Below are 22,447 nucleotides of genomic sequence, written 5' to 3' on the forward strand. Positions count from 1 at the left end.
TCCCATCTCGAACTCGGCCGTTAAACACGCCAGCGCCCATGGTACTGTGTCTCAAGACACGGGAGAGTCGGTCGCCGCCAGACCCGCACATCGCAAGCAACAGCCCCTCACCACGTACACCGATCCGCGACGCCGACGGGCCGCTCTCTCCGAGAGCGGCCCGTCGGCGTTTCGCTGTTGGCGGTTCCTCTGCAGCTGCCTTACCGCGAAGTCATCTTCCCGCGACCATCCCGTAATCGCTTCCGCGCCATCATCCTCCGACCGCACGCGGGCCATCGCCCGCGCGGACGAAGCCGGTGACGGAACTCGCGCCCTCCGAGTCTCCCGCGCCCCGCTTCGGGACGGGTCGAGGTCCGCGGCCTCGGCCCGTTCATCCCGAGAGGGGAGGGGAGCGGCTTGACCATGTTGATGGGGATACGTTCCCCCGACCAGCGCGGCGCGCTATGGAACGGGGCCATGCGACTGCTCATCATCGAGGACGACCGGGAGGCGGCGGCCTATCTCGTCAAGGCGTTCCGCGAGACCGGGCACGTCGCCGACAGCGCGCATGACGGCCTCGACGGGTACGCCCTCGCCCGGGAGGGCGACTACGACGTGCTGATCGTCGACAGGATGCTGCCGAAGCTCGACGGACTGTCGCTGATCCGGTCATTGCGCGAGCAGAACGTCGCGACGCCGACCCTAATCCTGTCGGCGCTCGGGCAGGTCGACGACCGGGTGAAGGGCCTGCGCGCCGGCGGCGACGATTACCTTCCGAAGCCCTACGCGTTCTCCGAGCTCCTGGCCCGTACCGAGGCGCTGGCCCGGCGGCAGGCCGGATCCGGCGCCGCGGAGGAGACCCGCTACCGGATCGGCGACCTCGAGCTCGACCGGCTGTCGCATCGGGTGACCCGGGCCGGCCGCGAGATCCCGCTGCAGCCGCGCGAGTTCCGCCTCCTCGAGTACCTGATGCGGCACGCCGGGCAGGTCGTGACCCGCACCATGCTGCTCGAACACGTGTGGGACTACCACTTCGACCCGCAGACCAACGTCATCGACGTTCACGTCTCGCGCCTGCGCAGCAAGCTCGACAAGGGCTTCCCGTCGCCGATCATCCACACGGTCCGGGGAGCGGGCTACGTGCTGCGCATCGACGAGGGCGCGGCCGGGTGAGCGAGGTTTGGACCGACGCGCCGGTCGCCCGCGAGACCGCGGCGGCGCGTTTCCAGAAGCTGTTCCGCACCACCGCGTTCAAGCTGTCGCTGGCCTACCTCGCGATCTTCGCCCTCTGCGCCTTCCTGGCGCTCGGCTACGTCGCATGGAACGCCCGCGCGGTGCTCGACGACCAGATCGTCTCCACGATCGACGCGGAGATCAACGGCCTGTCGGAGCAGTACAATGCCGGTGGCCTGCGGCGGCTGATTTCGGTGGTGGAGCGGCGGTCGCGCGAGCCCGGGGCCTCGCTCTACCTCGTGACCACGGCCGGCGGCGACCACGTCGTCGGCAATGTCGGCTACGTGCCGGCCGCTGTGCTGGCGACGCCCGGCCAGAGCGAGACGCGCTACGGCCGCAACGATTCGGATTCCCAGGCACATCAGGCGATCGTGCGGGTCTTCACGCTGCCGGGCGGGTTCCGCCTGCTGGTCGGGCGCGATACCGAGGAGCGCGACCGCCTGCGGGCGGTGATCGGGCGCGCCTTCGTCACGTCGCTCGCCGCCGTCGTGCTCCTCGGGGTGATCGGCGGCTGGCTGGCGGCGAGCCGGGTGCTGCGCCGGGTCGACGCCATGACGCAGACCACGCGGGCGATCATGGCGGGCGACCTCGACGGCCGGCTCCACGTGGCCGGGAACGGCGACGAGCTCGATCGCCTCGCGTCGAGTCTCAACCAGATGCTGGAGCGGATCGGCGAGCTGATGCGCGGGATGCGGGAGGTCTCCGACAACATCGCGCACGACCTGAAGACGCCGCTGACCCGCCTGCGCAACCGCGCCGACGAGGCCCTGCGCCGCGCCTCGACACAGGAGGAGCTGCGCGCGGCGCTGGAGGCCGTGATCGACGAGGGCGACGGGCTGATCCGGGTGTTCAACGCCCTCCTGATGATCGCGCGGCTCGAGGCCGGGAGTGCCCGGGAGATCCTCGCGCCGCTGGATGTCGGCCACACGGTGCGGGGTGTCGGCGAACTGTACGACGCACTCGCTGAGGACCAGGGTCTGACCCTGGCGGTGCGCGCGCAGGGCGACCTGATCATCGCCGGCAACCGGGAACTGATCGGGCAGGCCCTGGCCAACTTGATCGACAACGCCCTGAAATACGGCGCGGTCTCCGCCGGGGCGGAGGCCATCGTGACTCTGGAGGCGTGGCGCGAGGCGGACACGGTCCGCCTGGCCGTCTCCGACCACGGCCCTGGCATTCCCGAGGCGGAGCGGGCCCGCGTGCTCGGCCGGTTCGTGCGTCTGGAGGATGCCCGGTCGCGACCGGGCTTCGGCCTGGGGCTCAGCCTCGTCAATGCGGTGGTCCGCCTGCATCACGGGGCCCTGCGGCTCTCCGACAACGGTCCCGGGCTCCGGGTCGAGATCGAGTTTCCGGCCGCGGCGCAGGCGCAGGCGGCCGCCGGTGACATCCTGCCCGCTCCGCCATCGGGCGACCCTGTGCCGGGATCGCTGTCCCGCGCTACTTAGGTCGCGACCTGTCCCACCGTGATTGCGCCGCGATCGCGTCCGAACAGCGGCGCGCCCGCGTTCCAGGAGGCCCCATGACCCTCAAGACCAAGACAGCCCTCGTGACCGGCTCGACGAGCGGCATCGGGCTCGCGATCGCGCGCGCCCTCGCGGGCGAAGGGGCCAACGTCGTGCTCAACGGATTCGGGGACGCGCAGGCCATCGAGGAGGCTCGGTCGGGGATCGAGAGCACCTACGGGGTCAAGGCTCGCTACTCGGCCGCCGACATGAGCAGGCCCGACGCGATCGCCGCCATGGTGCGCGAGGCGGAGGAGGCCTTCGGGGCGGTCGACGTGCTGGTCAACAACGCCGGCATCCAGTTCGTCTCGCCGATCGAGGAATTTCCCGCGGAGAAGTGGGAGCAGATCATCGCCATCAACCTGTCCTCGGCCTTCCACACGATGCACGCGGCGATCCCCGGGATGAAGGCGCGGGGCTGGGGGCGGATCATCAACACGGCCTCGGCCCACTCCCTGGTGGCCTCGCCGTTCAAGTCGGCCTACGTGGCGGCCAAGCACGGGATCGCGGGCCTGAGCAAGACGGCGGCCCTGGAACTGGCGCCGCACAGGATCACGGTGAACTGCATCTCGCCCGGCTACGTCTGGACGCCGCTGGTGGAAGCGCAGATCCCCGACACCATGAAGGCCCGCGGCCTCACCAAGGAGCAGGTGATCGAGGACGTGATGCTGAAGGCGCAGCCGACGAAGGAGTTCGTCACCGTCGATCAGGTGGCCGCGCTGGCGGTGTTCCTGTGCTCCGACGCGGCCAGCCAGATCACCGGCGCCAATATCAGCATGGACGGTGGCTGGACGGCGCAGTAGCGCGACCGCCCCGCCGGCGGGATGGGCCGACGCCGCGAGGGCCCCGCCCGGGCACGGGCGGGGCCGCTGCCGGTCAGCGGCGGCCGTGGATCAGCAGCGCGATGCCGTACCCGACCGCGCCCGCGATCAGGAGCGCGACCAGGGGATTCTCCTCCACCCGGGCGCCGACGGCGGTGCGACCGTCGCGCAGGTACGAGCCGCCCCGCTCGTAGACGTCCTCCGCCACGTCGCCGGCGCGCTCGTAGGCGTCGCTCGCGTAGTCGCCGGCGCGGTCGGCGATGTCCCGGGCCTTGTCCTTGACCTGGCCGTAGACGTTCTGCGCCTGGCCCTGCGCCTCGCGGAACCGCCCCTCGACAGAGTCCCGGTTCGATCCGACGAAGTCGCCGGCCGCGCCCTGAACCTTGCCGACGGCCTCCTTGGCGCCGCCGACGATCCGATCCGTATCCACCATGGCACTCTCCTGGACGTGAGCGCGGCGCCGCGACTGGGGCGCCGCTCGTTACGCCGTCGTCCACCGAACGCGCGAGATGGCGTTTGTGCCCCCGATCGCCACGAAATTGTGCGCCTCGACCCGCGATCACGGCGGCGGAGCGGGTCAGAGCCCGATCAGCTCCGCGATGGCCGCCGCGCCGGCGGCCGGGGACGTCTCGCCCCGGGCGACGCCGGCCTCCGCCTCCGCCGTGCGGCGACGGACTTCCGGGGAGCCGACGAGGCGCTGGTGCAGGCGCTCGTCCACCAGCGCCCACATCCACTTCACGTCCTGGGTCCGGCGCTTCGCCTGGATCTCGCCGGTCGCCGTGAGCTTCTCCCGATGCTCGACGATCTTCGCCCACAATGCGTCGAGGCGCAGGTTGTGGAAGCCCGAAATCGTGACCACCGGCGGCGTCCAGGTGGCGGAGGCCGGGGTCAGGATGTGCAGCGCCGCCCGGTATTCCGAGGCCGCCGCGTTGGCGCGCTGCTCGGCCTCTCCCGCATCGGCCTTGTTGACCGCGATCATGTCGGCGAGCTCGAGGATGCCCTTCTTGATGCCCTGCAGCTCGTCGCCCGCCCCGGGCAGCATCAGTACGAGGAAGAAGTCGGTCAGGTCGGCCACCGCCGTCTCCGACTGGCCGACGCCGACCGTCTCGACGAGGATCACGTCGAAGCCCGCGGCCTCGCAGAGCAGCATGGTCTCGCGTGTCTTGGCCGCGACGCCGCCGAGCGTGCCGGAGGAGGGGGAGGGGCGGATGAAGGCCTTGGGGTCGTGCGACAGCCGCGCCATCCGGGTCTTGTCGCCCAGGATCGAGCCGCCGGTCCGGGAGGAGGACGGGTCGACCGCGAGCACCGCCACCCTGTGACCGGCCTCCGTCAGGTTCGAGCCGAGGGCGTCGATGGTGGTCGACTTGCCGACGCCGGGGACGCCCGTGATGCCGACGCGGATCGCCCGGCCGGTCTCGGGCAGGACCGAGTCGATCAGGCTCGCCGCCAGCGCCCGGTGATCGGCGCGCTTGGACTCCGCCAGCGTGATGGCCCGGGCCAGAGCGGCGCGGTCGCCGCGCAGCAGCCGCTCGCGGAGACTCTCGATGTCGATGGACGGCGTCATGCTCTCTTCATGGCCGCGGCGACGGCCGCAGTCGAGGGGGAGAGCATCGGGGTCGGGGGATCGCCGGCCTGTGTCCCGCCCACCACAAGCCCGGCCGTGCCCGCTATTCACGCCGTGTTGCGGCGGTCGTGCCCCGCGATGGTCACGATCCTGGGCAACGGAAGGCGTCCCGCCCGAGCGTAACCGGATCATGTCGAGCCAGATCGTCTCACGCCGCATCCTTCTTCGCTTCGGAGCGCTCGCGGGCGCCGCGGGTCTCGCCCCGTCGCTCGGCGCCTGCGTCACCGACGACCTCGGGACCGGCGCGGCCCTGCCCGAGAAGCAGTCGGCCCTCGACGTCATGCCGGTGCTGCTGGTCGCCACGACGCGCAAGCCCGTTGGGCACCCGCCCCGGCCTCCGTATTTCAGCAGCGACCGCGGCCGTGGCCTGAGCTTCGCCGAGGTGCGCCTGTCGCCGCCCGACCGCTCGCTGCTCGGCAAGGTCTCGTCCGTCATCACCGGCGACTGGACCATCGGCGCGGTTCCGAAATCCGAATCCGGACCGGGCGCCGCCGAGGCCTTCGCCCAGGCGGCCCTCGGACGCGACGTGCTGATCTACGTCCACGGCTACCGCGAGTCGTTCGAATCGGCCGCGGTCAGCGCCGCCCGTCTGTCGGACGGGATCCGGTTCCGCGGAGTCTCCGGCCTGTTCACGTGGCCGTCGGCGGCCGCGACCCTCGACTACAATTACGATCGCGAGAGCGCCCTCTGGTCGCGCGACGCGTTCGAGGACCTGCTGAAGGCGCTCGCCGCCTCGCCGAGCGGCGGCCGCATCAACATCGTCGCGCACTCCATGGGCACGCTCCTGACCCTCGAGACCCTGCGCATGCTCCGCGCCGAGGCCGGCGAGGCGGCGATGTCGCGGATCGGCGCCGTGGTTCTGGCCGCCCCCGACATCGACTTCGACCTGTTCTCCAACGGTGTCGCCCGCATGGGACCCGACGTCTCGAAAATCACCGTGATCTCCTCCACGAACGACCGGGCGCTCGAACTCTCGGCCGCGCTGGCGGGGGGCGTGCGCGCCGGCGCCGCCGATCGCGCCAAGCTCGAGGCACTCGGGGTGCGCGTCGCCGACGCCTCCGATTACGGCGGCGGCCTGATCAACCACGACCTGTTCCTCTCGAACCCGGACGTCCAGGGCGTGGTCAAGCGCGCCATCGCCCGCGGCGCCGGCGTCTGACGCGCGGCACTCACCCGGTCCGGGTCGCCATGCTCTGCGGCGGCAGGGGTTCTTCCGGCAGGACCGGCGCGTCGCCGGAGGCGTCCAGGTGGTCGATCCGGTCGGCCCAGACCCGGAAGCCCACCAGGGGATTCGGTCCGAACGTGTGGGTCAGCGGCACGTCCGCGGCGTCCCGGCCGTACGCGACCATGACCCGTCCGATCCGCGGGCTGTTGTTGCGCGGGTCGAACACGTGCCAGGTGCCGCCCAGATAGACCTCCATCCAGGCCGCGAAGTCGCCGGCCGGGTGCGGCTCGGGCTCGCCGATGAAGCTGATGTAGCCGGTGCAGTACCGGGTCGGGACGTTGAGGGCGCGGCAGAACGCGACCGCCAGGTGGGTGAAGTCCCGGCAGACGCCGCGGCCGCCCGCGTAGGCGTCCATAGCCGTTCGGTCGCGATGGGCGAACTCGTAGCCGAACGCGATGTGGGCGTGCACGAAGTCGCAGACCGCCCGCACCCGGGCCCAGCCGGGCTCGGTATGGCCGAAGAGACGCCACGCCTCGTCCGCCAGAAGATCCGATTCGCAGTACCGGCTGGGCAGCAGGAACACGATCGTCTCGGCTGGCAGCTCCTCGACCGCGTGCTGCGCCGCTTCCGGGTGTGCCGGATCGGGCATCCCGCTGTCGCGGATCACGGCGTCGGTCCCGACGGTGAAGTTGCCGGCCGGCGCGGTCAGGCGGCCGCACTGGTTGCCGAAACCGTCGCGGTAGATCGCCACCGGAACGGGCGGATCGGTCCGGAGCACGTCGGGCGCCTCCAGGTCGGACGCCCTGGAGGGATGCACGTTGAGCATCACCACCATGGGCACGGGGTAGGGGAAGGCGTAGCGCATCTCGCAGCCGAGCCTGATCCGCATGCGCGGGTGATCCTTCGTGTTCGAGACTGTGCCCGCCCCGATGGGCGCAGGATCCGTGCCGCGCCGAATCGTGCGGGTCGGGCCGGGACGGGCTTGGCGGCCGTCCGCTTCACCCCTACAGCATCCCCGCGCGGCGCTCGCGGCCGCCGGACGAGACCGAAGCGTTTCTTCCCGGGGCAGCGCGTCGCACCCGTGCGCCAGCCCGCTGAGCGGGAGCGCCTGAGGACGGTTACGAGAGGGATGCCGGCCATGTTCACGCTCGAGATCGACGGCACCGCCGTTGCGGTGATCAACAGCGACGAGGCGTCCGCCAAGGACCTCTTCACCTGTGACGGCTTCAAGGAAGACATCCGGACCATGACGACCGGCGGGAAGCCGCTCTGGAACGGCACGTCGGCGCTCAAGGTCCGGGCCGCCACGGAGGACGAGGTCGAGATCTTCGAGGACGCGCTGGCCGAGGACGACGGCGAGGGTGATTTCGTCGACGATCCGCGGCACACCGGGTCCGATTCGGACGACGAGGACGAGGCCGACATCGTCTTCCTGGTGGATATCGACGAGGACGAGGACGAAGCTGACGCCTGAGCGCGGCTGAACCCGAGCGCCTCCCGGGCGGTTTCCGATCCGTTGGATCGGGTCCCGGGAGGATGGCATGGCTGACAGCAGACGGATCGTCGACGCGCTCGTGCGTTCGAGGCGCAACGGCCTCGCCGCCGGTGCCGCCCTCGGCGGGTTGGCGCTGATCGGTGGTCTCGCCTACCGGGCGCTGCGCGGGGCGCCGCCGCCCGAGGCCGGAGGCCCGGACTTCACCACGGTCGACGAGGACGAGGCCCGGCTGATGCTGCGGGCCATGGTGGCGGCCACGATCGCCGACGGGATGGTCGATGCCGCGGAGCGCAAGCGCCTCGACGCCGCCGTGGCCGAGGCCGGCCTCGATCCCGACGGGCGGTCCTGGCTCGATCGCGAGCTCGCGGACCCCGCCGACGTCGACGCGATCGCCGAGCGGGTCGCGACCCCCGATGCGGCGGCCCGGATCTACGCGGCGGCGCGGCTCGCGATCGACCCCGACACGCTCCAGGAGCGCCAGTTCCTGAAGATGCTGGCCAAGGCCCTCGATCTGCCCGCGGAGGCGACCGAGCGAGTCGAGCGCGACATCGCGGCCTGACCGGCAACCTGTCCGATGGGCGGATCTCCCCAGGCGGCCGAGCTTCGTGCTAGGCTTCGCCGCGACGACGGGTCCGGGCGATCCGTTCGCGGGAGGACGGGACATTTCATGGCAGGACTGTCAGTGCCCGCGCTCGCGCGCGCCCGGCGGCGGGCCTGCGCGCTGGTCGCGGCCATGCTGATCGCCGGCGGCTCCGCGCGCGCGGCCGACCCGGCCGCCGGCCCGCTGACCATCGCCGAGCAGGGCAGCTTCTTCGTCGGCGGCCGCGACGTCCAGTCCGACACGCTCTCGACGCTGCCGGCGTACGCGCCGTCGGGCACGATCAGCGTCGACCAGATCTATGTCCGCTATCAGATCCCGGTGAATGCCGGACGGCCGCCGCTGGTCCTGATCCACGGCTGCTGCCTCACGGGCAAGACCTGGGAGACGACGCCCGACGGGCGCATGGGCTGGGACGAGTACCTCGTCCGGCGCGGTTTCCCGACTTACGTGATCGATCAGGCCTGGCGCGGCCGCTCGGCGGCGAGCCCGGCCCAGATCAACGCCGTGAAGCTGGGACGGGCCGATCCGAATTCTCTTCCGGCCGTCTTCTCGGCCGGGCGCGAGCCGGCCTGGGCGATCTTCCGGTTCGGGCCGGAATACCCGAAGGTGTTCCCCGGCATGCAGTTCCCCCTGGAGGCGCAGGGCGAGTTCTGGAAGCAGATGGTCCCGGACTGGTCGGCCGCCCTGCCGGTGCCGAACCCGACCGTGCCGGCTCTGTCGGAGCTCGCCAAGCGGCTCAAGGGCGCGGTGCTGATCTCGCACTCGCAGTCGGGGATCTACCCGTTCCAGACTGCTGCCCTCGATCGGACCGGCCTGCGCGCCATCGTGGCCATCGAGCCGGCCGCCTGCCCGGACCCGGCCAAGGACGACCTAGCGCCCTACAAGGACCTGCCGATCCTCGTCCTGTTCGGCGACTACGTCGACGCCTCGCCCCGCTGGGCGCCGCGGCTCAAGCAGTGCCGCAGCTTCGTGGCGGCCGCCAACGCCGCGGGGGGCAAGGCGGAGCTGATCCTGCTGCCGGAGATCGGCATCCACGGCAATTCGCACATGCTGATGCAGGACAAGAACAGCCTCGATATCGCCGACTGGCTGGTCGGCTGGATCGACAAGCGGGCGCCCGGCAAGTCCTGAGGCGGGCCGATCGAACCGGTATCCGTCCTCACGTCCCGGTCGCCACACCCGCCACCGTCATCACGCGCGCGAAGTGACCCAGGGCTGCTCGGCCTCGGCGGCGTCGCGCCGACTGGATCGCTTCGCCGCGCGCGAGGACGGCGGCGCGGATGCCGACGTCCCTGCCGGGGTCGGCGACGGCGTGCGGTCTCAGCCCGGCCTGTGCGCGCTGAGGAACGTGCCCATCCGCTCCAGCGCCCGCCGGATGTTCTCGGCCGAATTGGCGTAGGACAGGCGGAGATAGCCCTCGCCGTGGACGCCGAAATCCGGACCGCCGATCACCGCCACGCCCGCTTCCTCCAGGAGGGTCGAGGCGAGGGCCTTCGCCTTCCAGCCGGTCCGGGCGATGTTCGGGAAGGCGTAGAACGCGCCCTTGGGCACGATGCAGGAGACGTCCGGCAGGGCGTTCAGCCCTTCGACCACGATCGCCCGGCGCCGGTCGAATTCGGCGACCATCTCGGCCACGCAATCCTGCGGGCCGTCGAGCGCCGCGATGCCGGCCCACTGCGTCGCCGCGTTGACGCAGGAATGCGCGTTGACGGCGAGCTTGCGCGCCGCGTCGTAGAGCGGCTTCGGCCAGACCGACCAGCCGAGCCGCCAGCCGGTCATCGCGTAGGTCTTGGACGCGCCGTCGAGGTAGACCAGCCGGTCGCGGATCTCGGGATAGGCCAGCAGCGAGTGGTGGGTCTCGCCGTCGTACGTCATGGTGCCGTAGATCTCGTCCGACAGCACCGCGACGTCGGGGTGCTCGGCGAGGCCCTTCACCAGGGCGTCGATCTCGGCTTTCGGCGTCACGCCGCCGGTGGGGTTGGCGGGCGAGTTGACGATCAGCAGCCGCGTCTTCGGCGTGATCAGCGCCAGGGTCTCGGCCGCCGAGAAGGCGAAGCCGTTCTCTTCGCGGATCGGCACCGGGACCGGCGTCGCGCCGGTGAACTCGATCATCGAGCGGTAGATCGGGAACCCCGGATCCGGATACAGGATCTCGGTCCCGGGCGCGCCGAACATCAGGATCGCCATGAACATGGTGACCTTGCCGCCCGGCACGATCATCACGGAATCCGGCGAGACCTCGACGCCGTGGCGGCGGTGGATGTCGCGGGCCACCGACTCGCGGAGCTGCGGGATGCCGACAGCCGGCGTGTAGCCGTGGTGTCCGTCGCGCAGCGCCTTGATGCCCGCCTCGACCACGTGGGCGGGCGTCGGCATGTCCGGCTGGCCGATGCCGAGGTTGATCACGTCCCGCCCCTGCGCGGCGAGGGCCTGGGCCCGCGCCAGCACCGCGAAGGCGTTCTCCTCGCCGATGCGCGAGAAGGCCGGGACCACGTGCAGCATCGCGCCCTCCGGGCGGTGGGACGTCAGTGCTTGGACCGCTCCGAGAGCTTCATCGCGCCGAACGACATCGCCGCGGCGATCGCGCCCAGGATCACGAAGGTCTTCACGGAGGCGTAGAACAGGTCCGGGTTGATGCCCTCGTCGGTGTAGAGCACGAGACCGATAGCCGCGAGCGGCAGCGAGATGAGGGCGAAGAGCGGGACGAGCGGGTTCATGTTCGGCACTCGGGATCCGGCGCGCGGCTGACCGCGGCCCTGGGAAAGCGCCCCTGCATATCACCGTGCCGCGAAGGTTGGGACCCCGCGAGCTGCAGTTTTTCGCCGGCTCGCCCGAACGCTCATGGATGCGCAATCATTTCGCGCAACAGTGGCGTCTCCGGGAGGGCGGACACGTATGCGTTGGGCATCGGTCGATTCGAAAGGCAAGGGAGCGGGGAGTTCAGGCTCCAGATCCTCCAGCGTCGAGACGCTGGCGCTCCATATCGGGCGGCTGCTGCGACATCCCGCCTACCGGCGCGAGTCGGTCGTGAGCCCGCTCCTGCGGCGTCACCTGCCGTTCGAGGCCGGCTACGCCTGGAACGGCGAGGCCGGCCTGCGCGCCCGGCTGACGAGCGCCGCCCTCGACGAGGCGAGCATCGATCACCTGATCCGCAACGTGCAGGCCGAGTTCCTGCGCCTGCGCCGGCCGGCCGATACCTGAGCCGGATCCCCGATCCGACCCGCGCCGACCCGCGTGATCCGCCTCAGGCGGGGACCCGCACCGTGGCCCGCAGGCCGCCCAGCGGGCTGTCGTGCAGGGTGATGTCCCCGCCGTGGGCGCGGGCGATGTCCCGGGCGATCGACAGGCCCAGCCCGGAGCCGCCGGCATCCTGGCGGGCGTCGTCGAGCCGTACGAACGGCTTGAACACGTCCTCGCGGCTCTCCGCCGGGATGCCGGGCCCGTCATCGTCGATCGAGACGAGGAAGGTCCGCGCCTCCAGCCGGCCGGAGATCGCTACCGTCTCGCCGTAGCGGACGGCGTTGGCCGCGAGGTTGAACAGGCAGCGCCGGAAGGCGCCGGGCCGCACCGTGACCTGGGGCGCGCCGGCGAGATCGACCGCGGAGACGTGGGCGCCGAGTCGCTCGACGTCGGTCCGCAGGTCCTCCAGCAGGGCGCGCATGTCGGTGGGCGCCGCGGGCTCGGCCGAATCGCCCCGCGCGAAGGCGAGGTAGCCCTCCAGCATCCGGCTCATCTCGTCGACGTCGCGGCTGAGATCCTCGATCTCCTCGGTCTGCTCGATCAGCGCCAGGGACAGGCGGAAGCGGGTCAGGATGGTGCGCAGGTCGTGGCTGACGCCGTTGAGCATCGTGGTGCGCTGCTCCATGGCCCGCTCGATGCGCCGCTTCATCTCGATGAAGGCGTGGCCGGCCTGACGCACCTCGCGGGCGCCGCGGGGCCGGAACTCGATCTCCCGCCCCTTGCCGAAGCCCTCCGCCACGGCGGCGAGCCGCAGGATCGGCTTGATCTGGTTGCGCAGGAACAGGATCGCGACGCCGAGCAGCACCAGCGACGAGCCGATCATCCAGACGAGGAAGATGTGCGAGTTCGACGCGTAGGCCTGGCTGCGCCGGGCGGTGATGCGCATCACCCCGTCGGGGATCGCCACGCGGATCTCGATCAGGTTCGAGCGGCCGACCGTGTCGATCCAGAAGGGCCTACGGATCTGGCGCTTGATCTCGTCGGACAGGGCCTCGTCGAGGATCGAGAAGAACGGGCGCGGGCCCGGGGGCGGTAGCTTGGCGCCCTTGAGGATGTCGAGGTCGAGGTTCAGCCGCTCCCCGGCGATGCGCGAGAGGGTCTCGGCATCCTTGTCCTGCGGGTAGCTCTCGTAGATGTCGATCAGCGCGGCGACGTCCGCCGTGACCGCCGCCGAGAGGCGCTTGGTCACGAGCTGCCAGTGCCGCTCCATGAACGTGTAGGCGATCACCGACTGGAGCAGCACCACCGGCGCGATGATGATGATGAGCGAGCGGGCGTAGAGGCCTTTCGGCAGGACGTCGCCGATCGCCCGGCTGACGCGCTTCCACAGGCGGCGCGGGCCCGGGCGCGGCGAGCCCTTCCGGAGCGCCCGGGCGAGGGCGGGGTCAGGGGCGTTCATGCGGTCGCGCGCCCGTCCGGCCCGCGGGAGCGGCGGCGGGTCGGTCGGCGGGTGCTCCGGTCAACGGCGGCAAACATGGCTCGGGCGGGCGCGGGAAGCCGGCGCGTTATCGCATCCGCGTCGGGATCGGCCAAGGGATCGGCCAAGGGATCGGCCAGGGGATCGCCCGAGGGATCGGCCAGGGGATCGCCCGAGGGATCGCCCAAGGCGCCACGCGATCCTCGCCGGCACGGGACGACTTGCACGGCGGCACGCGGGCCATACCTGTGAGGGGCGGGGGGCGCCCGCCGGCCGAAAGTCCACGAGGCCATGCTCAGCACCGACACAGACATCCTCTCCGCCGCCCAGTCCTGGCGGCGCGACGGCCGCGCCGTGGCGCTGGCCACCGTGATCGAGACCTGGGGCTCGGCCCCGCGACCGGTGGGCAGCCACCTCGTGGTCGACGGCGACGGCAATTTCCTGGGCTCCGTCTCCGGCGGCTGCGTCGAGGGCGCGGTGATCACCGAGGCCATCGAGGTGATCGAGGCCGGCGCGCCGCGGGTCCTCGAGTTCGGCGTCGCGGACGAGACCGCGTGGCGCGCCGGCCTGTCCTGCGGCGGCCGGATCCGGGTCTTCGTCGAGCGGGTCGACTGATGCGCGGCGACGTCCTGGCGGCGCTCAACGACGCGCGGGCCGCGCGCCGCGCCGCGATCCTCATCACCGACATCGCCGACGGCGCGCAGCGCCTCGTCGGCGAGGACGCGATCGCCGCCGATCCCCTCGCCGACGTCCTGGCGAAGCACCTCGCCTCCGGCAAGAGCGGCCTCGTGGAGGCGGACGGGCGGACCCTGTTCCTCACCGTGCAGGTTCCGCCGGTGCGGCTCGTGGTCGTCGGCGCCGTCCACATCTCGCAGGCCATGGCGCCGATGGCGGCGGGGCTGGACCTCGCCCTCACGGTGATCGACCCGCGCACCGCCTTCGCGACCCCCGAGCGCTTCCCGGGCACCGCGCTGGTCGCCGCGTGGCCGGACGCCGCCCTCGGGACCAGCGTGCCGGTGCTCGACCGCTACTGCGCCCTCGCGGCCCTGACCCACGATCCCAAGATCGACGACCCCGCGCTGAGGGCGGCGCTGACCGCCGAGTGCTTCTACGTGGGCGCCCTCGGCTCGCGGAAGACCCACGCGGCGCGCGTCGCGCGGCTCACCGAGGCCGGCTTCACGCCCGCGCAGATCGGCCGGATCCGCGCGCCGATCGGCCTGCCCATCGGTGCGGTGAGCCCGGCCGAGATCGCCCTGGCGGTGCTCGCCGAGATCGTCGCCGCCCTGCGCCGCGTGCCCCGTCCGGAGGTCGCGTGAGGTTCGGGACGGTCCCGGTCGCGGAAGCGGCCGGTCTGATCAGCGCGCACACGGTGCGGGGCGCCGACATCACCCTGCGCAAGGGCGCCGTCATCGCCGAGGAGGCCGCCGCCGGCCTCGCGCGGGCCGGCCTGTCGGAGATCGTGGTGGCCACGCTCGAGCCCGGCGACGTCGGCGAGGACGCCGCCGCGGCGCGGCTCGCGGCGCGCCTGCGCGGTCCGAACCTGTGCGTCGAGGCGCCCTTCACCGGGCGCAGCAACCTGTTCGCCGAGACGGCGGGCGTGCTCACCCTCGATCCGGCCCGGATCGACGCGGTTAACGCCGTGGACGAGGCGGTGACGGTGGCGACGCTGCCGCGCTTCCGGCCGGTGGTCGCGGGGGAGATGGTCGCCACGGTGAAGATCATCCCCTACGCGGTGCCGGGCGCCGTGCTGGCCAGGGCCTGCGCGGCCGCCGAGGGCGACGTCCTCGCGGTGGCGCCGTATCGCCGCCGCCGGGTGGCGGTGGTCTCGACGCGCCTGCCGAGCCTCAAGGAGACCACGATCGACAAGACCCTCCGGGCCCTGGCCGACCGTCTGGCGCCCGCCGGCGCCGCTCTCGTCGCCGAGACCCGGGTTCCGCACGCCGCCGCGTCCGTGGCGGCGTCCCTGGCGGAGATGATCGATCGGGCCGGGGCCGACCTCGTGGTGGTGTTCGGCGCCTCGGCGATCGCCGACCGGCGCGACGTCATCCCGGCCGGGATCGCGGCGGCGGGCGGCCGGGTCGACCATCTCGGCATGCCGGTCGACCCCGGCAACCTGCTCCTCGTCGGCGCCCGCGGCGGCGTGCCGGTGATCGGCGCGCCGGGCTGCGCCCGCTCGCCCAAGGAGAACGGCTTCGACTGGATCCTCCACCGCCTGCTGGCGGACCTGACCGTTTCCCGGGCCGACATCGTCGCGCTGGGTGTGGGCGGCCTGCTGATGGAGATCGTGTCGCGCCCGCAGCCCCGCGCCGGCGGTGCGGCCGCGGAGGACGAGCCGGATCCGGCGTTGGAGGATCGGCGTGCCTGAGGTCGGCACGGTCCTGCTCGCCGCGGGCCTCGGCAGCCGGTTCGGCGCCGCGCCGAAGCTGCTCGCGCCCCTCGACGGCCGGCCCCTGGTCCGTCACGCCGCGGAGGCGGCCCTCGGCGCCCGGCCCCGGCCGGTGGTCGCCGTGCTCGGCGCGCACGCGGCGGTGGTCCGCGACGCGCTGGCGGGGCTCGACCTCGTCCGCGTCGACAATCCGGACTACCGCTCCGGCCTCGCGAGCTCGCTGCGCGCCGGTCTCGCGGCGCTGCCCGCCACCTGCGCGGCCGCCATCGTGGTGCTGGGCGACATGCCGCTCGTCACCGCCGCGCATCTCGACCGCCTCGCGGAGGCCTTCGCGGGCGCCTCCGCGGGCGCCGCGGAGCCGCCGGCGGCGGTGGTCCCGGTGCAGGACGGCCGGCGCGGGAACCCGGTGCTGCTCAACCTGCGCCGCCTCGGTCCGGACATCGCCCGCCTCGCCGGAGACCACGGGGCCGGGCCGCTCCTGAAGGGGCGGCCGGACGTGCTGGAGATCCCGGGCGACCCGGCCACCGCCCTCGACGTCGACACGCCGGACGCGCTGGCCGCGCTGGGCGATCAGCCCCGCGCTTCGCCGCGCCCCCGCGCGGCCTTGGCCTCGGCCCGGCACCGATCCGAGCAGTAGCGGACCTCGTCCCAGACGCGCTCCCACTTTCTGCGCCACGCGAACGGGCGGCCGCACTGGGCGCAGATCTTCTCCGGCAGATCGCCCTTGCGGCGCATCGGCGGCATCGTCGCTCCTCCCGGCCTATCCGGGCCGGCGCGCGTCGGGGCCGGGCCCGGCCGCCCGGCGCGGGCGCGCGTCCAGGACGTGGGCCAGGCCGAGCATGGCCGCGATCCCCCCGACGTTGACCGCGACCTGCAGCGGCCAAGTGGGGTCGAAGGTCCGGTAGAGGATGCGGCCGATCAGCGCCGCGAGGCACCCGGCGGCGAAGATCTCCAGCGAGTGCCGCCCGCAGGCGTCGATGAGGCGCAGCCGACGCCACCGGCTCGCGCGGGCCACGGCGGGCGCGCTGAACAGCAGGTAGGCCAGCGCCAGCATGTTGATCAGGCGCAGGGGCGCGACATGGCTCTTGTCGGGCGGGCCGATCGCCAGGGGCCGGATGTCCGGAAGCCCCCACTCCGCCCAGGACCCGCCCTGCAGGAAGGCGAAGACGAGGTAGGCCGCGGCCGCCGCAGCGGCCCATCCCCGGCGCGGCAGCATACCGTCATGGGCGCGGACGGTGACCGCGAGCGCTGCCCCGATCACGAACAGGAACTGCCACGCGAACGGGTTGAAGTACCACCCGTCATCCACCGCCGCGGCGTTCGGGAGGTTCAGCTGGTGATCGACGTTGGCGGCGAGCCAGACGGCGCCCGAGAGGCCCAGCACGCCCCAGATCCCGCGCCGGATCCCGACATAAATCAGCGGGAACAGCGCCAGCAGCAGGATGTAGAGCGGGAGGATGTCGAGGTAGTTGGGCAGCGCGTTCAGCGCGAGGCCGCGCAGCAGGCCCGGCAGGAGACCCATCTGCAGCAGGGGCGCGACGCCGAACCGCGGCGTCAGGCCGGTGAGGTCCATCCAGATCCGGACGATGACCAGGGTCGCGAGCAGCAGCCCGGCCTGGAACAGGTAGATGCGCAGGCAGCGCTTGGCGATGCGCGCGAGCGCCGTTCGGATCCCGGCGCGACGGAACAACCCGCCGTAGGCGATCATCGACGAGTAGCCTGCCAGCAGCACGAAGATCTCGGCCGCGTCCGAGAACCCGAAATTGTGCAGCGTCAGCAGGGCCGGAGCGTTGCGCGGGATGTGGTCGATGAAGATCGTCAGGAGCGCGAGGCCGCGCACCACGTCGACCCGCGCGTCGCGCACGGGCTTCGCGGGCCGTGCCTCCGCGGGCGGTGCGGGGAGCGACCGCGGTCCCGCGGCGCCGGGCCTTTCGAGATCGTCGAGGCGCGTCACTCAGCCCATCACCGTGGCGCTCTCCGTCCGGAGGCGGAGCGGCCGGGGCCGCGGTGCAACAATAGCGCGCCGGCCGCCCGGGGCGCCGCCGATCACGTGCCTTTGTTCGGATGTGCACAACGGCGGGGTCGCGCCGATGATCCGTCCGCCGCGCCGGCCGTCGGCCGCACCACCCCTCGCGTCCGGAAGGGACCCGGTATAGACGCGGCCGACGACCCCGGTTTCCGGCGCCCGCGCCGGGACGGGGCGCACCGCGGCGTTCGAGGCAGGTTTGAGGGCAAGGGACATGCGCGTCCTCGTCACCGGAGCGGGAGACTACCTCGGCCGTCGCCTGCTCGAGGCGCTGCGCCGGGACCTGCCCCCGGGCAGCCGCATCCTCGGCCTCGACCGGAACCCGCTTCCGCCCCTCGACGGCGCGACGCTGAAGGTCGTGGACCCGTTCGACGCGCGCGACCTCGCCGAGACGGTCGCGGCCTTCGATCCGACCTGCGTGTTCCACCTCGCGGCCCTGGCCTCGGTGGCGCAGGCGAGCGAGACGCCGTCCTACGCGTGGCGGGCGGACCTGCTCGGCACCCTCAACCTCGCCGAGGCGGTGGCGCGGACCCGCGCGGCCCTGGTCTTCGTCAGTTCCACCGTCGTCTACGGCGAGGTGTTCCGCGCCTGCGCGCGCCCCGACGAGAGCGTCACGCCGCGCCCCGACACGATCTCGGGCCGGACCAAGAACGCCTGCGAGTACATCCTTCGCGACGTGCTGGCGAATGCCCGGATCAAGCATCTCGTCCTGCGGCCGTCGAACTATATCGGGGCCGGGCAGAGCGAGACCTTCGTGGTCGCCTCCTTCGCCGGTCAGATCGCCCGCATCGAGCGGGGGCTGGCGCCGCCGAGCCTGGAGGTCGGCGACCTCTCGGCGGGGCGCGACTTCTTCGACGTGGCCGACTTCACCGCGGCGTGCCTGCGCGTGATCGCGCGGATCGACGACCTGGCGGATGGCTGCATCTTCAACGTGGGGTCGGGTGTCGTGACGCCGGTGTCCGACATCCTGGAGACGCTGCGCGGCATGACGGACGCGCGGTTCGACCTGAGCGTCGCGCCCGGACGGGTCCGCCCGGCGGGGGTGCGCAGCGAGGGCTGCGACCCCGCGGCCTTCGGGGCCGCCACCGGATGGGCGCCGACCATCCCGCTCGCGCAGAGCCTGTCGACGATCCTGGCGGAGGCACGAGCGCGCCTCGGATAACCTTCGGCCGCGCAGGCCGGTCGCGCCACCGATAGTTCCGGCAGCCGCGATCCGGCACGGACGGCGAGGCGCACGCGCCCGGCTCCGGGATCGCCCGCGGCGCCCCGGAGCCGGCGACCGTTCTCAGCGCGAGAAGCGCTTGTACTTGATCTTCTTCGGCATGATCGAATCCGCCCCGAGACGGCGGACCTTGTCGGCCTCGTAGTCGGAGAAGTTGCCCTCGAACCACTCGACGTGGCTGTCGCCCTCGAAGGCCAGGATGTGCGTGGCGATGCGGTTCAGGAACCAGCGATCGTGGCTGATGATGACCGCGCAGCCGGCGTAATCCTCCAGCGCGTCCTCGAGGGCGCGCAGGGTCTCCATGTCGAGGTCGTTGGTCGGCTCGTCGAGGAGCAGCACGTTGGCGCCGCCCTTCAGGGTCCGGGCGAGGTGCACCCGGTTGCGCTCACCGCCCGAGAGGGTGCCGACCTTCTTCTGCTGGTCGGGCCCCTTGAACGCGAAGGCCGCGCAGTAGGCGCGCGAGTTGATCTCGCGCTTGTTGAAATAGATGATGTCGTTGCCGCCCGAGACCTCCTGCCAGACCGTGGCGTTCGGGTCGAGGGCGTCGCGCGACTGGTCGACGTAGCCGAGCTTCACCGTCTCGCCGACCTCGATCTTGCCGCTGTCCGGCTTCTCCTGGCCGGTGATCATCTTGAACAGGGTGGTCTTGCCGGCCCCGTTCGGGCCGATCACCCCGACGATGCCGCCCGGGGGCAGCTTGAACGACAGATCCTCGATCAGCAGCCGGTCGCCGAACGCCTTGCTGAGGTGCTCGAACTCGATGACGTTGTTGCCGAGCCGCTCGTCGATCGGGATGACGATCTGCGCGGCGGCGTCGACCTTGTTGTTCTGCTTCGCGACCAGCTCCTCGTAGCGGGTGATGCGGGCCTTCGACTTGGACTGGCGCGCCTTCGGGGAGGCGGCGATCCACTCCTGCTCGCGGGCGATGGAGCGCTGCCGCGCCATGTCCTCGCGGCCCTCCTGCTCCAGGCGCTTCTGCTTCTGGACGAGCCAGGCCGAGTAGTTGCCCTCGTACGGGATGCCCTTGCCGCGATCGAGCTCCAGGATCCAGCTCGTGACGTTGTCGAGGAAGTAGCGGTCGTGGGTCACGATCAGGATCGCGCCCGGGTACTGGCGCAGGTGGCCCTCCAGCCAGTTCACCGTCTCGGCGTCGAGGTGGTTGGTCGGCTCGTCGAGCAGCAGCAGCTCCGGCTCCCACAGGAGCAGGCGGCAGAGCGCGATGCGGCGGCGCTCGCCGCCCGACAGGGTGGCGACCGGCTGCTCGTCGCTCGGGCAGCCCAGGGCCTCCATGGCCTGGTCGACCTTCGAATCGAGTTCCCAGAGACCCAGCGACTCGATCCGGTCCTGGAGCTCGGTCATCTCGTCGGCGGTCTCCTCCGAGTAGTTCATGGCGAGCTCGTTGTAGCGGTCGAGCATGGCCTGCTTCTCGGCCACGCCCTCCATCACGTTCTCGCGGACGGTCTTGTTCGGGTCGAGCTGGGGCTCCTGCGGCAGGTAGCCGACGCGCGCGCCCTGCGCGACCCAGCCGTCGCCGGTGAACTCCTTGTCGATCCCCGCCATGATCTTCAGCAGGGTCGACTTGCCGGCGCCGTTGATGCCCAGGACGCCGATCTTGGCGTCCGGATAGAAGGACAGGTTGACGCTATCCAGGACCTTCTTGCCGCCGGTATAGGCCTTGGTCAGGCCCCGCATGTGGTAGATGAATTCGCGAGCCATCGCGGATCGTCCTCGGCGCGTTGTTCGGGACCGCGCGGATCGTGCCAGCGGCACGGGTCAGGCACCGGGCCTCAGCACCCGTCCTGGACGCGCGTCCCTACGATATAGGAATGACCCTCTCCGAGTATCAGGCCCGCCGGGACGCGGCAAGGACGGGCCGGCCCGGGGCGGGGGCCGGAACGCTCACGCGAAGGGGTTCTTGACCGATCGCGGCGGCGCGTCCGGCGCCTCCGCCACGGCGTCCGGCAGGTCGGACGCCTCCAGGGCCTTCACGATCGCGTCCAGCGTCTCCCGGAGCAGCCTGGCCTGCTCCAGGCCGGTCCGGTCGCGGGTCAGGTCGATCGAGCCGTGCAGGGCGATCCGGTCCGTGCCGTTCTCGAAGCTCAGGGCGCCGACGGAGCGCACCCCGGCATCGTCGGCGAACGGCGCGAAGCCCTCGGTGTCCGAGTTCTCGCTGTCCGGGCGCCCCGTCTTGGACCGGGCGCGTCGCTTGTCCTCGGGCATCGGGTCCTCTCAGAAGAACGTGCGCAGGAAGTCGCGGACGAGCTTGCGCAGGGCGCGGGTGAGTTCGCGCTCGAGCCAGTCCTGCCAAGTCTGCTCGTGCCGGGGGCGGCGCTCCTCCGCGCGGGCGGAGGCCTGGGGATCCGGCAGGCCCATCGCTGTCGCCCGGGCCGCGGGCGGCAGGCCGGGAAAGACGTCGATTCCGGATTCCCGGCGGAGATCGTCGATCGACAGGGCGCGCCAGTCCTTCGAATCGTCGTTCCGGGCGAGGTAGGCGCCCGCCTCGCCGCGGACCGGGTCGTACACGGCCTTGAACAGCTGCGTCGGGACGAGCACGCCGCCCTTGATCTGCTGCACCGCGTCGCCCGCGAAGATCACCCCGGTGACGACGAACAGCGCGCCCCGTCGGGTGGCCAAGCGTCGGGTGCTCTCCTCGACATCCGCCCACAGCCCCCGGTTCAGGACGCGGTTCTGCGGCACGATGTTGGCGAGGCTGAACGACTCGGCCTGGGCGGCGAGTGTCGGCATGTCCCCGGCCGGCGCGAGATGGCCCCGGTCGAACCCGCTGCGGACGTAATCCTCCAGCGCGGCGCGCTGATCCTCCGGCAGGCGCGTCTCCTCGTGGAAGGAATCGTCGCGGGCGACCGCCCGGGCCGCCGCGACGCTGGCGCGGGTGAGGTGCTCGGCGGCGTAGAGCGGCGTGCGCGTCACGCCGGAATGCAGGACCGCGAAGGCCTCGAAGCACAGCGGGACCGCGCGGACGGCGAGCTTCGGATTCGTGAGGACGGGCGTCTGCCCGTCGGCGAACAGGGCCGGACAGGAATCCTGGGCGCGGACCGGGAGGGCGCCCAGCGTGAGGGTCAGGACCGCGGCGGCGAGCGCCGGTGCCCGCATCACCAGCATACACGGACCCGGCGGATGCCCTCCGGGGTCGGGCGGGCCCGCCACGCGCAGGGCCGGCCGAGGCTGCTGCCGAACGGGCGGGCATCGCGATCGGGACTGCCCGGCGCGACCCGCGCCGGGCAGTCGCCGAGGAAGTTGCAGAGGAAGTCGAGATTGCCGTCCGGCGGCCGCCGCTGGGCGTAAGCTTGGCCGCTCCCCGTAATCGCGAACATGAGCAGGATTGTGCACAGACGAGCCGGATTCAAAGGCGAACCTCTTGTGGCGTTAAGGGCACGTGACTGAAAAAAACGTCGGCCCGACATTGATCGCGCCGCCGTTCGTCCGTAACTGGCACTATCATGACAGCGACGGACGGGCGGGTTCTAGCATGAACGCGTGTCCCCGGGCTGCTGGCGTCGCGGTTGCCGAGGGCCCGTGACGGAGCCGTCGCCATACTCGAACGAACGGATGCGAGCATTGGCACTCTCCCCTGAGCAATCGGCGTTGCTGGACCGCGTTCCGTCCCCGTCGGCGCTGCGGCGTCTTCCGGAGTCGGAGCTTCAGGCGGTGGCGGACGCGGTGCGCGCCGAGATGATCGACGCGGTCTCGATCACCGGCGGCCATCTCGGCTCGGGGC

The 22,447-nt window shown here is 71.9% G+C and carries 26 protein-coding genes and 1 rRNA gene; 15 read left to right on the top strand and 12 right to left on the bottom strand.

Going from position 1 to position 22,447, the window contains the following annotated elements; all coding sequences use genetic code 11:
* From rrf to ACLBXO_RS29825, 4 genes are all read left to right on the top strand, one after another.
* Window positions 1–83, top strand: a 5S ribosomal RNA gene (rrf, locus tag ACLBXO_RS29810); the annotation flags it as partial.
* Window positions 84–456: 373 nt separating this feature from the next.
* The gene (locus tag ACLBXO_RS29815) at window positions 457–1,152 is read left to right on the top strand and encodes a response regulator transcription factor (RefSeq protein ID WP_331316961.1); all 696 of its coding nucleotides are present in this window, start codon (window positions 457–459) and stop codon (window positions 1,150–1,152) included.
* The gene (locus ACLBXO_RS29820; protein ID WP_447687662.1) at window positions 1,149–2,657 is read left to right on the top strand and encodes a sensor histidine kinase; all 1,509 of its coding nucleotides are present in this window, start codon (window positions 1,149–1,151) and stop codon (window positions 2,655–2,657) included. Before ACLBXO_RS29815 ends, ACLBXO_RS29820 begins: the two co-directional genes overlap by 4 nt.
* A 74-nt stretch (window positions 2,658–2,731) precedes the next feature.
* A complete protein-coding gene (locus ACLBXO_RS29825; RefSeq protein ID WP_331316964.1) occupies window positions 2,732–3,517 on the top strand; it encodes a 3-hydroxybutyrate dehydrogenase in 786 nt (261 codons plus the stop codon).
* Window positions 3,518–3,590: 73 nt separating this feature from the next.
* Here the strand turns inward: ACLBXO_RS29825 and ACLBXO_RS29830 are convergent, their stop codons facing one another.
* Together ACLBXO_RS29830 and meaB are read right to left on the bottom strand one after the other, a co-directional pair.
* On the bottom strand, window positions 3,591–3,968 hold the full coding sequence (locus tag ACLBXO_RS29830) for a CsbD family protein (protein ID WP_331316966.1): 378 nt from the start codon (window positions 3,966–3,968) through the stop codon (window positions 3,591–3,593).
* Window positions 3,969–4,112: 144 nt separating this feature from the next.
* Window positions 4,113–5,099: a methylmalonyl Co-A mutase-associated GTPase MeaB gene (meaB, locus tag ACLBXO_RS29835; protein WP_331316968.1), complete on the bottom strand. Its 987-nt coding sequence runs from the start codon at window positions 5,097–5,099 to the stop codon at window positions 4,113–4,115.
* 190 nt (window positions 5,100–5,289) lie between these two features.
* Here meaB and ACLBXO_RS29840 point away from each other — a divergent pair, with 190 nt between their 5' ends.
* Window positions 5,290–6,318: an alpha/beta hydrolase gene (locus tag ACLBXO_RS29840; protein WP_447687663.1), complete on the top strand. Its 1,029-nt coding sequence runs from the start codon at window positions 5,290–5,292 to the stop codon at window positions 6,316–6,318.
* 10 nt (window positions 6,319–6,328) lie between these two features.
* Here ACLBXO_RS29840 and ACLBXO_RS29845 read toward each other — a convergent pair whose 3' ends face one another.
* Entirely contained in the window at window positions 6,329–7,213 is an 885-nt protein-coding gene (locus tag ACLBXO_RS29845) for a transglutaminase-like domain-containing protein (protein ID WP_447687664.1), read from the bottom strand.
* A gap of 249 nt (window positions 7,214–7,462) precedes the next feature.
* On the opposite strand from ACLBXO_RS29845, the gene ACLBXO_RS29850 reads away from it, so the two are divergent.
* The 3 genes from ACLBXO_RS29850 (at window position 7,463) to ACLBXO_RS29860 (ending at window position 9,551) form a co-directional block, all read left to right on the top strand.
* A complete protein-coding gene (locus ACLBXO_RS29850) occupies window positions 7,463–7,798 on the top strand; it encodes a hypothetical protein (RefSeq protein ID WP_331316973.1) in 336 nt (111 codons plus the stop codon).
* Between the two features lie 67 nt (window positions 7,799–7,865).
* Window positions 7,866–8,378, top strand: coding sequence for a DUF533 domain-containing protein (locus tag ACLBXO_RS29855; protein ID WP_447687665.1), 513 nt, complete (start codon window positions 7,866–7,868; stop codon window positions 8,376–8,378).
* Between the two features lie 108 nt (window positions 8,379–8,486).
* Window positions 8,487–9,551: an esterase gene (locus ACLBXO_RS29860; RefSeq protein ID WP_447687666.1), complete on the top strand. Its 1,065-nt coding sequence runs from the start codon at window positions 8,487–8,489 to the stop codon at window positions 9,549–9,551.
* A gap of 189 nt (window positions 9,552–9,740) precedes the next feature.
* On the opposite strand, the gene ACLBXO_RS29865 is transcribed toward ACLBXO_RS29860, so the two are convergent.
* Entirely contained in the window at window positions 9,741–10,922 is a 1,182-nt protein-coding gene (locus tag ACLBXO_RS29865) for a pyridoxal phosphate-dependent aminotransferase (protein WP_447687667.1), read from the bottom strand.
* Between the two features lie 23 nt (window positions 10,923–10,945).
* A complete protein-coding gene (locus ACLBXO_RS29870; protein WP_026605443.1) occupies window positions 10,946–11,137 on the bottom strand; it encodes a hypothetical protein in 192 nt (63 codons plus the stop codon).
* Between the two features lie 178 nt (window positions 11,138–11,315).
* Here ACLBXO_RS29870 and ACLBXO_RS29875 point away from each other — a divergent pair, with 178 nt between their 5' ends.
* Window positions 11,316–11,621, top strand: a complete 306-nt coding sequence (locus ACLBXO_RS29875; RefSeq protein WP_331316980.1) for a hypothetical protein — start codon at window positions 11,316–11,318, stop codon at window positions 11,619–11,621.
* Between the two features lie 43 nt (window positions 11,622–11,664).
* Here ACLBXO_RS29875 and ACLBXO_RS29880 read toward each other — a convergent pair whose 3' ends face one another.
* Window positions 11,665–13,059 (bottom strand): ATP-binding protein, encoded by a 1,395-nt coding sequence (locus tag ACLBXO_RS29880; protein ID WP_447687668.1) that lies wholly within the window; start codon window positions 13,057–13,059, stop codon window positions 11,665–11,667.
* A gap of 309 nt (window positions 13,060–13,368) precedes the next feature.
* Here ACLBXO_RS29880 and ACLBXO_RS29885 point away from each other — a divergent pair, with 309 nt between their 5' ends.
* The 4 genes from ACLBXO_RS29885 to ACLBXO_RS29900 are packed head-to-tail and all read left to right on the top strand — an operon-like array spanning window position 13,369 to window position 16,100.
* Window positions 13,369–13,692, top strand: coding sequence for an XdhC family protein (locus tag ACLBXO_RS29885; protein ID WP_012320410.1), 324 nt, complete (start codon window positions 13,369–13,371; stop codon window positions 13,690–13,692).
* Window positions 13,692–14,393 (top strand): XdhC family protein, encoded by a 702-nt coding sequence (locus ACLBXO_RS29890; RefSeq protein ID WP_331316985.1) that lies wholly within the window; start codon window positions 13,692–13,694, stop codon window positions 14,391–14,393. The genes ACLBXO_RS29885 and ACLBXO_RS29890 overlap by 1 nt, the downstream gene beginning before the upstream one ends.
* Window positions 14,390–15,442, top strand: coding sequence for a molybdopterin-binding protein (locus tag ACLBXO_RS29895; protein WP_447687669.1), 1,053 nt, complete (start codon window positions 14,390–14,392; stop codon window positions 15,440–15,442). Before ACLBXO_RS29890 ends, ACLBXO_RS29895 begins: the two co-directional genes overlap by 4 nt.
* Window positions 15,435–16,100 carry a nucleotidyltransferase family protein gene (locus tag ACLBXO_RS29900; RefSeq protein ID WP_447687670.1) on the top strand — a complete coding sequence of 222 codons (666 nt, stop codon included), beginning with the start codon at window positions 15,435–15,437 and terminating at the stop codon, window positions 16,098–16,100. The genes ACLBXO_RS29895 and ACLBXO_RS29900 overlap by 8 nt, the downstream gene beginning before the upstream one ends.
* Here ACLBXO_RS29900 and ACLBXO_RS29905 read toward each other — a convergent pair.
* Window positions 16,034–16,207 (bottom strand): DUF2256 domain-containing protein, encoded by a 174-nt coding sequence (locus ACLBXO_RS29905; protein WP_447687671.1) that lies wholly within the window; start codon window positions 16,205–16,207, stop codon window positions 16,034–16,036. The genes ACLBXO_RS29900 and ACLBXO_RS29905 overlap by 67 nt on opposite strands.
* Before the next feature lie 16 nt (window positions 16,208–16,223).
* The gene (locus ACLBXO_RS29910) at window positions 16,224–17,417 is read right to left on the bottom strand and encodes an OpgC family protein (RefSeq protein ID WP_447687672.1); all 1,194 of its coding nucleotides are present in this window, start codon (window positions 17,415–17,417) and stop codon (window positions 16,224–16,226) included.
* Window positions 17,418–17,703: 286 nt separating this feature from the next.
* Here ACLBXO_RS29910 and ACLBXO_RS29915 point away from each other — a divergent pair, with 286 nt between their 5' ends.
* Entirely contained in the window at window positions 17,704–18,651 is a 948-nt protein-coding gene (locus ACLBXO_RS29915) for an NAD-dependent epimerase/dehydratase family protein (protein ID WP_331316989.1), read from the top strand.
* A 123-nt stretch (window positions 18,652–18,774) separates the two neighbouring features.
* Here ACLBXO_RS29915 and ettA read toward each other — a convergent pair whose 3' ends face one another.
* The 4 genes from ettA to ACLBXO_RS29935 all read right to left on the bottom strand — a co-directional run bounded on the left by ettA (window position 18,775) and on the right by ACLBXO_RS29935 (window position 22,043).
* Window positions 18,775–20,427: an energy-dependent translational throttle protein EttA gene (ettA, locus tag ACLBXO_RS29920; RefSeq protein WP_331316990.1), complete on the bottom strand. Its 1,653-nt coding sequence runs from the start codon at window positions 20,425–20,427 to the stop codon at window positions 18,775–18,777.
* Between the two features lie 183 nt (window positions 20,428–20,610).
* Entirely contained in the window at window positions 20,611–20,931 is a 321-nt protein-coding gene (locus tag ACLBXO_RS29925) for a hypothetical protein (protein ID WP_447687673.1), read from the bottom strand.
* 9 nt (window positions 20,932–20,940) lie between these two features.
* Complete coding sequence (locus ACLBXO_RS29930) at window positions 20,941–21,831, bottom strand: DNA/RNA non-specific endonuclease (protein WP_447687674.1); 891 nt, start codon at window positions 21,829–21,831, stop codon at window positions 20,941–20,943.
* Complete coding sequence (locus tag ACLBXO_RS29935; protein ID WP_447687675.1) at window positions 21,822–22,043, bottom strand: hypothetical protein; 222 nt, start codon at window positions 22,041–22,043, stop codon at window positions 21,822–21,824. Before ACLBXO_RS29935 ends, ACLBXO_RS29930 begins: the two co-directional genes overlap by 10 nt.
* Window positions 22,044–22,278: 235 nt before the next feature.
* Here ACLBXO_RS29935 and ACLBXO_RS29940 point away from each other — a divergent pair.
* The coding region (locus ACLBXO_RS29940; RefSeq protein WP_447687676.1) for a 1-deoxy-D-xylulose-5-phosphate synthase N-terminal domain-containing protein at window positions 22,279–22,447 on the top strand (169 nt) is incomplete at its 3' end.

The sequence above is a fragment of the Methylobacterium sp. C33D genome, assembly GCF_053345825.1.

What these genes read in the sequence shown, in the direction of transcription:
- ACLBXO_RS29815 (WP_331316961.1), top strand. Translation starts at nt 457, where the DNA reads ATGCGACTGCTCATCATCGAGGACGACCGGGAGGCGGCGGCCTATCTC.
- ACLBXO_RS29825 (WP_331316964.1), top strand. Translation starts at nt 2,732, where the DNA reads ATGACCCTCAAGACCAAGACAGCCCTCGTGACCGGCTCGACGAGCGGC.
- ACLBXO_RS29830 (WP_331316966.1), bottom strand. Translation starts at nt 3,968, where the DNA reads ATGGTGGATACGGATCGGATCGTCGGCGGCGCCAAGGAGGCCGTCGGC.
- meaB (WP_331316968.1), bottom strand. Translation starts at nt 5,099, where the DNA reads ATGACGCCGTCCATCGACATCGAGAGTCTCCGCGAGCGGCTGCTGCGC.
- ACLBXO_RS29840 (WP_447687663.1), top strand. Translation starts at nt 5,290, where the DNA reads ATGTCGAGCCAGATCGTCTCACGCCGCATCCTTCTTCGCTTCGGAGCG.
- ACLBXO_RS29845 (WP_447687664.1), bottom strand. Translation starts at nt 7,213, where the DNA reads ATGCGGATCAGGCTCGGCTGCGAGATGCGCTACGCCTTCCCCTACCCC.
- ACLBXO_RS29850 (WP_331316973.1), top strand. Translation starts at nt 7,463, where the DNA reads ATGTTCACGCTCGAGATCGACGGCACCGCCGTTGCGGTGATCAACAGC.
- ACLBXO_RS29855 (WP_447687665.1), top strand. Translation starts at nt 7,866, where the DNA reads ATGGCTGACAGCAGACGGATCGTCGACGCGCTCGTGCGTTCGAGGCGC.
- ACLBXO_RS29860 (WP_447687666.1), top strand. Translation starts at nt 8,487, where the DNA reads ATGGCAGGACTGTCAGTGCCCGCGCTCGCGCGCGCCCGGCGGCGGGCC.
- ACLBXO_RS29865 (WP_447687667.1), bottom strand. Translation starts at nt 10,922, where the DNA reads ATGCTGCACGTGGTCCCGGCCTTCTCGCGCATCGGCGAGGAGAACGCC.
- ACLBXO_RS29870 (WP_026605443.1), bottom strand. Translation starts at nt 11,137, where the DNA reads ATGAACCCGCTCGTCCCGCTCTTCGCCCTCATCTCGCTGCCGCTCGCG.
- ACLBXO_RS29875 (WP_331316980.1), top strand. Translation starts at nt 11,316, where the DNA reads ATGCGTTGGGCATCGGTCGATTCGAAAGGCAAGGGAGCGGGGAGTTCA.
- ACLBXO_RS29880 (WP_447687668.1), bottom strand. Translation starts at nt 13,059, where the DNA reads ATGAACGCCCCTGACCCCGCCCTCGCCCGGGCGCTCCGGAAGGGCTCG.
- ACLBXO_RS29885 (WP_012320410.1), top strand. Translation starts at nt 13,369, where the DNA reads ATGCTCAGCACCGACACAGACATCCTCTCCGCCGCCCAGTCCTGGCGG.
- ACLBXO_RS29890 (WP_331316985.1), top strand. Translation starts at nt 13,692, where the DNA reads ATGCGCGGCGACGTCCTGGCGGCGCTCAACGACGCGCGGGCCGCGCGC.
- ACLBXO_RS29905 (WP_447687671.1), bottom strand. Translation starts at nt 16,207, where the DNA reads ATGCCGCCGATGCGCCGCAAGGGCGATCTGCCGGAGAAGATCTGCGCC.
- ACLBXO_RS29915 (WP_331316989.1), top strand. Translation starts at nt 17,704, where the DNA reads ATGCGCGTCCTCGTCACCGGAGCGGGAGACTACCTCGGCCGTCGCCTG.
- ettA (WP_331316990.1), bottom strand. Translation starts at nt 20,427, where the DNA reads ATGGCTCGCGAATTCATCTACCACATGCGGGGCCTGACCAAGGCCTAT.
- ACLBXO_RS29925 (WP_447687673.1), bottom strand. Translation starts at nt 20,931, where the DNA reads ATGCCCGAGGACAAGCGACGCGCCCGGTCCAAGACGGGGCGCCCGGAC.
- ACLBXO_RS29930 (WP_447687674.1), bottom strand. Translation starts at nt 21,831, where the DNA reads ATGCTGGTGATGCGGGCACCGGCGCTCGCCGCCGCGGTCCTGACCCTC.
- ACLBXO_RS29935 (WP_447687675.1), bottom strand. Translation starts at nt 22,043, where the DNA reads ATGTTCGCGATTACGGGGAGCGGCCAAGCTTACGCCCAGCGGCGGCCG.